Source organism: Anaerolineae bacterium, assembly GCA_016931895.1.
Lineage (GTDB): Bacteria > Chloroflexota > Anaerolineae > 4572-78 > J111 > JAFGNV01.
This window is the reverse complement of sequence record JAFGDY010000110.1, coordinates 1-8,369: the sequence shown is the minus strand read 5'-3', so window position 1 is coordinate 8,369 and position 8,369 is coordinate 1. Positions and strand designations below refer to the sequence as shown.

Genomic DNA, 8,369 nt, shown 5'->3' with positions numbered 1-8,369 from the left:
GGATGCTTGTTACGTTGATGGAGAACGAGTACAAGCACAAGCCGGCGATTTCTATGGCGGTTGGATTACCAGCGATATTGTCGGGCCGTTCAAAGGTGAAGCGGGTACTATAGGGTGGTAAGAGACAAACTAAATAATGACGAAATCTGAGCAGTCTACGCCGCATTTAGTTTGTCTTTTCCTGCCCTTGTCTGGCAGCTTTTCGACCCAAAACTCCCCTCAGATTGGTGAATTTCGCGTCGAAAACCCTCGTTTCCTCGGCGGATGCGTAAAGTATCCAGCACAGGCCGCGGCTAACCCGCCAATCCCTGCGCCAATCACCACAACTGGTTTAGCCACGAACCACATCCTCCCCTTGTCCAATCGTCCGGCCTTTCCAGCGCGGGCCGCCATGCCAGCGCCACCACACCGCTTGCCCGGCAATACGCGTCATCAGCAGCACCGATACCGGCAACAATAGGGCATCGCCCAACCGCTGGCGAGTGGCGGCAGCGGTGAGCATACGCACGCCGACCCCAAGACCAATCAACACTAACGGCCACAAGGGCCAGCCAGGGAATTCGCCCAACCAGCCGAAAACCAGCCACAGCCACGGAGCCAGAAAAATAAGCCAGTGAAACACGGTGGCTGCGGCCAGCCGAAAAACGCTGTTCCCGTATCCGGCGATGATATTTTTGGCGTAACCATCGCGCACTTCCGGCCAATTTTGATACATCCGGCAAGAGATCACACCCGCGCCATCGGCCATCCACAACCGCAATCCCCGTTGCTTCACGCGCCGGGCCAGCACAATATCTTCCACAGTTTCGTTGCGTACGGCCTGGTGTCCGCCAACTGCATTGTAAGCCTCGTGTCGAAAGGCCAGCAGTTGTCCGTTTGCCGCGGCAAACGAGGCCCAGCGGGTTTTATTGACCAACGGCAGCGGCAAGTACCCCAAAATCACCAGCGCCATTAACGGCACCACCAATCGCTCGCCCCAGGTGACGGTGATCTGAGTGGGCCATACGGTCAGCAGGTTGGCGCCGGATTGTTCCATTTTGGCCACCAATCCCGTCAGCGCATCGGGCGACCAGATGACGTCGGCATCGGTGAAGATGAGCAAATCACCCTGAGCCGCTTGAGCCAATTGGTGGCAAGCCCAGTTTTTGCCCAACCAGCCAGTTGGCAGCGGATCACCGTTAAGAACTATCAAACGTGGGTCATCTCCGGCGGCAGCGCGGGCAATGACGGCAGTGTCGTCGGTGGAATTATCATCGAGCAAAAGAATATCAAAATGAGGATATGTTTGGGCTAATAAACGGCGCACGGTGCCATTGATCACATTTGCCTCGTTGCGGGCCGGAACAAGAATGGAAACGCGGGGCTGGTGGTTTGTGCCGGAAGATTGGCCCAGTCGCGGAAAGGTGAGAGCGCTAATTATGGCGATCGCGGTGATGCCAATCAGAATCCCGGTAACCAGGACGGCTGTGACAAAAAGGAAGATAGTGGTCATATCCTACCTCCTATCAAAACGTGTTTGCCGTTAATGTTAGGCCAAAATCCGGGTAAAGATCATTCATGGGTGCTCATTCGCTTTTGCAGCCAAGGGCGCAGGCCAGGTGGCTGCATTAATTCCTGGTGATGTCTCCAGGCCAATATCAACGTATTGCCGCCCCACACGGCCAGCAAAATCGGACCGGGATGAAAAATGAGCAGGTAAATCAACAGCCCCAGCATGGCCAGCATTACCGCCCATCCCGATATGGCGACGACACCAAACCACAATCCCAATAGCAAGCCCAACACCATAGGCACTTCCCACAGAGTTAAGCCGGTCCAGATACCAAAGGTGACGGCGACGGCTTTACCGCCGTGAAAACCCAAAAACGGTGAGTAAGCATGCCCCAGCACCGGCGCCAGCGCAACCAACACCAGTGGAATGCCGTCGAGGCCGACAAAAAAATAGGCTATTCCTACCGGAATGGCCCCTTTCAAATAATCCAGCAGAAGCGCCAGCATACCCCATTTCCAACCACCGGCGCGAATAACATTGGTGGCACCGGGGTTGTGGTCGCCATAGTTACGGATTTCGGTGCGCAGGGCCAGTTTTCCCACCCACACCGAAAACGGCAGCGCGCCGCAGACAAAGGCTATTATCATCCAGATGAGGGTAACCATTGTGTCTCCTCCTGTTTTGTTGACCAGGCCAACACCACCAACAAGCCCATCACCACAAAACCTACCAGGGCAGGGCCGGGAAGTCCCCAGAACGCCAGCAAGCCAATAGTTTCTAACGTCCAGGTGATGGTGTAAATGAGTAATAAGGGAAACAGCGGCAATTTCGGCGGTCGCAGCAACATCGTCATTATGGCCGACACCGCCAGCCACCCCAGATAATTATGCCACGGAATGCCAAAATAGCCGCCGGGGTTTTCCCACACCCACAATCCCCAGGCTACCATTTGCGGGTCTAAAAATAGATCCCAAGCCGTTAGGGCCATGGCACTGATTGCCACAAACCGCCAGCCGTGAGTTGAGCCGGTGAGCCGCTGCGCCACTGCCCAGGCGGCTGGGAGCATCATCAACCAGGCCAGAGGGATCAGCAGCGGCACATGGCCCAGTTGCGGTTGTAGTTTATCGGTGTAGTGATAGGCGCCAAACAATAATCCGGTTGATGCGCCTATGGCTTCGGCAGACCAGGCCAGGATACTCACGCCAAGAGCGGTGAATATGGTTCGTACCGCTCCCCAAGCCTTGTAAAGAATAAACAAAACCGTGATCGTCTGCAACACTACACCAGCCATAACACCCCAACGCACGCCCGGTTCATCCCAAACATAGCGTACAATGGGTAGTGAGATCATGGTTATTACCCAATGAGTACGGTTTGAGAAAATGACACGACTGCTCGCCTCACATCGGGCCAGCCGGGATCATCGGCACGGGTCAAATCGTGTCCGGTGTTTGTTTCTTTGTAATGGACTGGGCCAGGCAATTGTTGTAACAAACGGCGGGTACGGTGGGCCGGAACGGTGTTATCCTGGGTGCCCTGCACAATCAATGTTGGTGTATTGATGTGCGGCGCTACCCGATAGGCTTCATTGCCAACGCGCGCCAATTGCTCAAAAATCCGGGTGGGGATGGAGAAGTCTCGAATTTCAGCTTGTACGTCGGGATCATCCAGATCAACGTCGGGGAGGAAATTGCTGATACCGTGTCGAACTTGCGGATCGGCAGGAGTGCCGGGAAATCCGTGTACCAGCAATGCTGCCGGTTGACCACCGTTCCAGTAAAAAGGCTGGTGTTCGTCACCTTGGAAGGGTTTGATATGCACTGGAATTCGGTTCACTGGTTCATCTCCTTTGGTGGCAGCCGCAGGGCATGATACAGATCAAACAGAAATAAAAATCCTCCCTGAATTATGATGCCCCACCCGTGTCCGCGCCAGGTGCGGTTGGTTTTTCCCTTGGTCAAGGCCAACAATAGACCGCCCGTTACATAAAATACATCTAGAACGGTGTTAACCCACAACAAACGTTGGAGGTTGCGTGTTTCTTTAACCACCACGACTGGGGATTGCGGGTCGGGCAATTTAGCTTGTTTTCTTATGGCTGAGTATTGGCCAAACCAGGCAATGATAGCGTCAATGGCGCCCCACCCAATAGCCTGAGCGCCAACGCCGCGCCAAAACTCACCCCCCGATTGCATACCCAACCCGGCGGCAACACTAACGCCGCTCCACACAAAAAGGCGACGGGTGAGGATTTTTTGAAATTGCCAGATGCTTTGTGTTTTCATAGAACTAAAACCATATATTGCGGTGCAGTTTTTTTGGTTCGGTTGGTTGATTCTATTTGGCCCGCAGAAAATACCATATAGAATAACCATAACTCCTGATGGTGAATACCATATGAATAATTTATTTTCTAGTTGCATCTAAATTGTTAAGATCGATTGGTGTTGATCGATAGTAAAACTATAACATAGAAATCTTGTATTGTCAATATTTTGTCTATAATTTGTCTTTTTATTAACTTTCTTTTATAATAAAGTTTAGATGTATTCAGACAAAACATTGACAAAGGAGGCTAAACTATGTTGTTCCCAAATGTAAGTGGAGCCAATTTAAAGCGAGAAAAATTGTCCCTGCCTGAAGATTTTGCCGGTGAATTGGTGATTGCGTTGGTTGCTTTTCAGCAATGGCAGCAACGCCAGGTGGATACGTGGCTTCCATTTGCCGAGCAATTGGAGCAAGAATATGCCGGGGTACGTTACTACGAACTGCCCGTGATTCGGCGGATGAATATTTTAAGCCGGACATTCATCAATGAAGGTATGCGCGCAGGGATTCCCAATCCCAAAGCGCGCGAACGCACGGTAACGCTGTATCTCGATAAAACAAATTTTCGGGCCGCATTGGGAATACCGCATGAGCAAAGTATTTACGTGCTTCTGCTTACTTCAGCGGGCAAGGTATTATGGAAAACAGAAGGGGAATTTACCACGGAAAAGGGCGAGACATTAAGAACAGCAGTGGAAAAAAACTTCAGCTGATTTTTGCTAATTGATTGCGCAGCACTGCCGGTACTCGGGCTTGACTCTCTCTGGCCAACACCAAGGTCATGCCAAACACCACCAACACATTGGTGATCAAAAAGAAAATGAATTCCTCAAGAGGCAAATATCCGGCCAAATAAATGTTCAATGATTGCGCCGGGCTGATTGTCCACGTTCCCGCAGTAATAGCCAACGCATCAGCAATGCTGAGATAGATCAGCGGCGGTAATAGCGCGGACACAACCAACCGCCGATGACGCCAGAGAATGTCGGCACCAAAGACGGTTTGCAACATGATGGGCGGCAAGGCCCACACCAAAATCAAGGCCAGGTACGTACCCGGTGACCATTCGCTCACCAGTAGACCCACTGAAACCAACCAGATCAACCCCAAAAATAATGTTGAAATCCTGCGGATCTGTTGAGCACACGCAATAACCCCGGTGCCAAACTTCATCCGACGAGCCAAATAGAGCAGCCACAATCCGGCCAAAAAGCTTTGCAGGATAAAAAAGGTATATTCTTCAATCGGTACCCAACCGATAGTTATTCCGGTAACCAATGCGGGATCGTACCACCACACAGCAGTGGCGACCAGATAATTATCCCACGGCGTGGTATAAACTACAGCCACAATAACGTGCGCTACCAAAACTATCCACGCCGGATAGTTCTGCAACGCTTTGGGCAAAGTAACGCCCCGGCGATGGTCTCGCCAGGTTAACACCCCCAGCACTACTAATGGTATAAGTAAAAACAAGGCTAAAAAGCCGAAGTAAGTCACGATAAACTCCAGTTTATGGGACACAGAGTTACACGGAGCCATCACAGGGATACACAGAGAATATCAATATTTTTCTCTGCGTATTCACTGTGAAACTCTGCGTAACATCCTTTTAACGTTGATGAATCCGCATCATTACGTCAGGTCTAGGCTCCAATGTCGCTCCCATATGTGGACTCACCTTCTCATCAATTAACTCCAGGGTGAAATTCTGCAAGATTCGGGCCAAAACCACTTTCGCCTCAATTTGAGAAAACAGAAAGCCCAAACAAATCCGCGCCCCGCCGCCAAAAGGAACATAAAGAAAGGGCGGTAGAGCTTTTTCCCGCTCCGGGGAAAACCGATCGGGGTCAAATTGATTCGGCTTGGACCAATACTTTGGATGCCGGTGCGAGAGATAGATTGAATAAAGCACTCGCTGCCCCGCTGGAATTCGATATCCCTGAAACTCCAAATCTGTTGCAGCCATGCGTGTACCGAGGTGAATGGGTGGATAAAGCCGTAGCGTTTCTTTGACCACCTGCTCCAGATAACACAGTTGGGATAATTGAGCAGGTGACGGCGAGTTACCTCCTAACACCGAGTCAACTTCAATTTGTATTCGCTGCATCGCCTCTGGATGGCTTCCCAACAGATACCATACCCACGCCAGTAAAGCCGTACTGGTATCGTGACCGGCGATGAGCATAGTCAGCAACTGGTCGCGGATCAATTCGTCGCTCAGATCGGGGTCGGTAACCAACTGCCCCAGCAGATCGTTGGCTTCACCCACATTTTCCCGTCGCGCACGAATAAGGTGGTACAGATAATCATCCTGTACGTTCCAAAGTAACTGCGAAATGAAATGAAAGTTTGGGAAACCCAAGAATTTGACTAATTGCCGCAAATTTGGACGCAAGATTTGATTGTATTCGCTCAGCATGACTAATTTTGTGGTCGATTAACTGAAATATCGGAAAAACTGAATAAGGCTGTATTGATCATTTTCCGAGACAAAACGCGAAATAATCCAGTGTAAGTGCGAAAAAAGTTACCGAATCCAGTACAAGTGCGAAAAAAGTTCAAACAGGCTAAAAAACGCATTTTATGGAGTGTGAAAAATCCAAGATTCCAATGTAAGTGCGAAAAAAGTTCAACGGTCGAACCTGTTTTACTCTAAATTCGTTCACAATTCAGTTGAAACGCCGATTTCAGGGAGAATATTTCGCGGTTACGCTGGAAAATCCAAGGGTACAAAAAGTGAACTTTTTTCGCGATTACGCTGGAAAAGCAATTCGGCGAATCAAACCAAAATCTGGCTAAAGCAGAATTGGGTGGTAGATACCACTCTGCCGCCCAATTTTGTCTCATATTTCGCAGTTACATTGGAATTTTGAGAAGCAACATGGGTACTTTTTTCGCGTTTACGTTGGAAAAACTGCTTATTTCGCAGTTACGTTGGAACGCACAGAAGGCGCACCTGCACTGGCCGCCGGGAGGAAAATCTTGAGTTGTGAGAAAAATGGGCGGCGGGCCGGCAACGCTGCCCGGCGCAACGGTATCTGGGGCCAGGTCAGCCGCTACCTCAATACCCTGGGCAGCTGGAGTACCTACCGGGACTTGACCGGTCTGGACCAAATCCCGGAACGGGTCGAATAGATCACCGGGGCCTTTTTGGGTTTGAAGGGCTTGGGTGAACGAGCGCCACGGGTGGGTAGCATTCTGGGCGTCATCGTGGGCATTCACGCCCTGGAGCAGGTGACCGGCGCCGCGGCCACCACGGCCATGCGCCTGTGGGGGCGCGGCAAACCCCTGTCGCGGTACCGGGGCGTGATCGTGCGCGAAAGTCCATTGACGCCCAAAACGGCCGCTATCCTGGGGCGTCTCAGCGGGGGACGGGTGGTCGGAGCGTGCGGTTACTACTTTCACGAGGGGGGACGGACCTGGCACGCCCAGAGTTTCACCATCAATCTCAAGGGTACCCCCCACACCCCTGCCCCAGGTGCCGCTGGGGTTTTGAGTACCACTGCGCCCCGCTTGAAACCGTGGGCCCTGCTCTGGCGGCTGCAGCCGGTCAAAGTGGCCGCGGTGCGGCGCCATCTGCTGGACCACCATCGATTGAATTTGGGCCTGGGCCTCATCCGGCAGCACTTTCCGGACGAACTCAAGGTCTATGGCGACGTAACCCAGGTGGGCTGGTGGGAATCACTCGCCCACCTGGCCAATCTGGTTGAGCAAGCCGAGTGGTTCGAGATAAACGTGCGCCGTGTCACGGCAGACTGAATTGAACCCACAGGGTTCTGTAGGAAGATACCTGACAACCTACAAGTCCATCCGAGTTAGCCGCAGAGGAAACCGAGCGGTGAACACAGCATCTCGGAAAAGCGGGGTGAGGCAAGCTGGAAATTGCCAAGACGCCTACGCAAGGGCTGGCTGACAAGGTGAAAGCTGGATTGCCTGAATTCTAGTATCCAGGGCCAAATCGAAAGGTATACAGGAAGACCAGTTGAAACCTGTATCTCGTCAGTAAGAAAGTTTCAATTTATGACTTTCCGAAAGGTATCTGATGAGACCACGTTCCAACGAGGAACGGCAAGGATACGAACGGAGCATCTAAATCAGCCTAGAAATGTTCAGTCTGTACGGAACGCGGGATGGCCTAAGTACCGAGAGGTATATGGTCACGGAGCTTCCATAGTAGTCAGCGGTAGGAAAAGCCTACCACATCCAAACACTGATGGTACAGGCAGAGCCATCAGTCTGGCGAAGGGAAGCAGGTAAGTTCATTTCTAAATATCAAGAAAGGACAAGCGAAATGCTTTTTGCCCAAAAATATCTAGAAATAGTCAGAAAAAGAGGCGAAAACAACGCCGAACTGAAACGAGTGTATCACAATATTCGACACCGTGATTTGTTCTTGGTCGCATATGCTAATCTGTATGCTAATCCAGGAGCAACAACCCCAGGGATTGACCCCAGCGATCAGGGCTGTTCAATGCTAAAAAAGGGTCTTCCAAAGCTAAGCATTTTGTGATAACCTATGGTTCAAATTGACCATAGGAGGCTTGAG

General features: G+C 51.3%; 10 protein-coding genes. 3 read left to right on the top strand and 7 right to left on the bottom strand.

What is annotated here, in order from left to right; translation table 11 throughout:
• Positions 1-331 precede the first annotated feature (331 nt).
• The 5 genes from JW953_08555 to JW953_08535 are packed head-to-tail and all read right to left on the bottom strand — an operon-like array spanning position 332 to position 3,570.
• Complete coding sequence (locus tag JW953_08555; protein ID MBN1992745.1) at positions 332-1,492, bottom strand: glycosyltransferase; 1,161 nt, start codon at positions 1,490-1,492, stop codon at positions 332-334.
• A 59-nt stretch (positions 1,493-1,551) separates the two neighbouring features.
• Complete coding sequence (locus JW953_08550) at positions 1,552-2,157, bottom strand: glycerol-3-phosphate acyltransferase (GenBank protein ID MBN1992744.1); 606 nt, start codon at positions 2,155-2,157, stop codon at positions 1,552-1,554.
• The gene (locus JW953_08545; GenBank protein MBN1992743.1) at positions 2,136-2,843 is read right to left on the bottom strand and encodes a carotenoid biosynthesis protein; all 708 of its coding nucleotides are present in this window, start codon (positions 2,841-2,843) and stop codon (positions 2,136-2,138) included. Before JW953_08545 ends, JW953_08550 begins: the two co-directional genes overlap by 22 nt.
• Before the next feature lie 5 nt (positions 2,844-2,848).
• Complete coding sequence (locus JW953_08540) at positions 2,849-3,328, bottom strand: alpha/beta hydrolase (protein MBN1992742.1); 480 nt, start codon at positions 3,326-3,328, stop codon at positions 2,849-2,851.
• Positions 3,325-3,570 carry a hypothetical protein gene (locus JW953_08535; protein MBN1992741.1) on the bottom strand — a complete coding sequence of 82 codons (246 nt, stop codon included), beginning with the start codon at positions 3,568-3,570 and terminating at the stop codon, positions 3,325-3,327. Before JW953_08535 ends, JW953_08540 begins: the two co-directional genes overlap by 4 nt.
• A 504-nt stretch (positions 3,571-4,074) precedes the next feature.
• Here JW953_08535 and JW953_08530 point away from each other — a divergent pair.
• Positions 4,075-4,533, top strand: a complete 459-nt coding sequence (locus tag JW953_08530; GenBank protein MBN1992740.1) for a hypothetical protein — start codon at positions 4,075-4,077, stop codon at positions 4,531-4,533.
• Here the strand turns inward: JW953_08530 and JW953_08525 are convergent.
• On the bottom strand, positions 4,526-5,320 hold the full coding sequence (locus JW953_08525) for a lycopene cyclase domain-containing protein (GenBank protein MBN1992739.1): 795 nt from the start codon (positions 5,318-5,320) through the stop codon (positions 4,526-4,528). The two genes, JW953_08530 and JW953_08525, sit on opposite strands and share 8 nt — an antisense overlap.
• Positions 5,321-5,432: 112 nt before the next feature.
• Entirely contained in the window at positions 5,433-6,242 is an 810-nt protein-coding gene (locus JW953_08520) for a cytochrome P450 (protein MBN1992738.1), read from the bottom strand.
• Between the two features lie 563 nt (positions 6,243-6,805).
• Here JW953_08520 and JW953_08515 point away from each other — a divergent pair.
• Positions 6,806-6,958 (top strand): hypothetical protein, encoded by a 153-nt coding sequence (locus JW953_08515; protein ID MBN1992737.1) that lies wholly within the window; start codon positions 6,806-6,808, stop codon positions 6,956-6,958.
• Between the two features lie 51 nt (positions 6,959-7,009).
• On the top strand, positions 7,010-7,582 hold the full coding sequence (locus JW953_08510; protein MBN1992736.1) for a hypothetical protein: 573 nt from the start codon (positions 7,010-7,012) through the stop codon (positions 7,580-7,582).
• The last annotated feature ends 787 nt before the right edge of the window (positions 7,583-8,369 follow it).

What these genes read in the sequence shown, in the direction of transcription:
- JW953_08555 (MBN1992745.1), bottom strand. Translation starts at nt 1,492, where the DNA reads ATGACCACTATCTTCCTTTTTGTCACAGCCGTCCTGGTTACCGGGATT.
- JW953_08550 (MBN1992744.1), bottom strand. Translation starts at nt 2,157, where the DNA reads ATGGTTACCCTCATCTGGATGATAATAGCCTTTGTCTGCGGCGCGCTG.
- JW953_08545 (MBN1992743.1), bottom strand. Translation starts at nt 2,843, where the DNA reads ATGATCTCACTACCCATTGTACGCTATGTTTGGGATGAACCGGGCGTG.
- JW953_08530 (MBN1992740.1), top strand. Translation starts at nt 4,075, where the DNA reads ATGTTGTTCCCAAATGTAAGTGGAGCCAATTTAAAGCGAGAAAAATTG.
- JW953_08520 (MBN1992738.1), bottom strand. Translation starts at nt 6,242, where the DNA reads ATGCTGAGCGAATACAATCAAATCTTGCGTCCAAATTTGCGGCAATTA.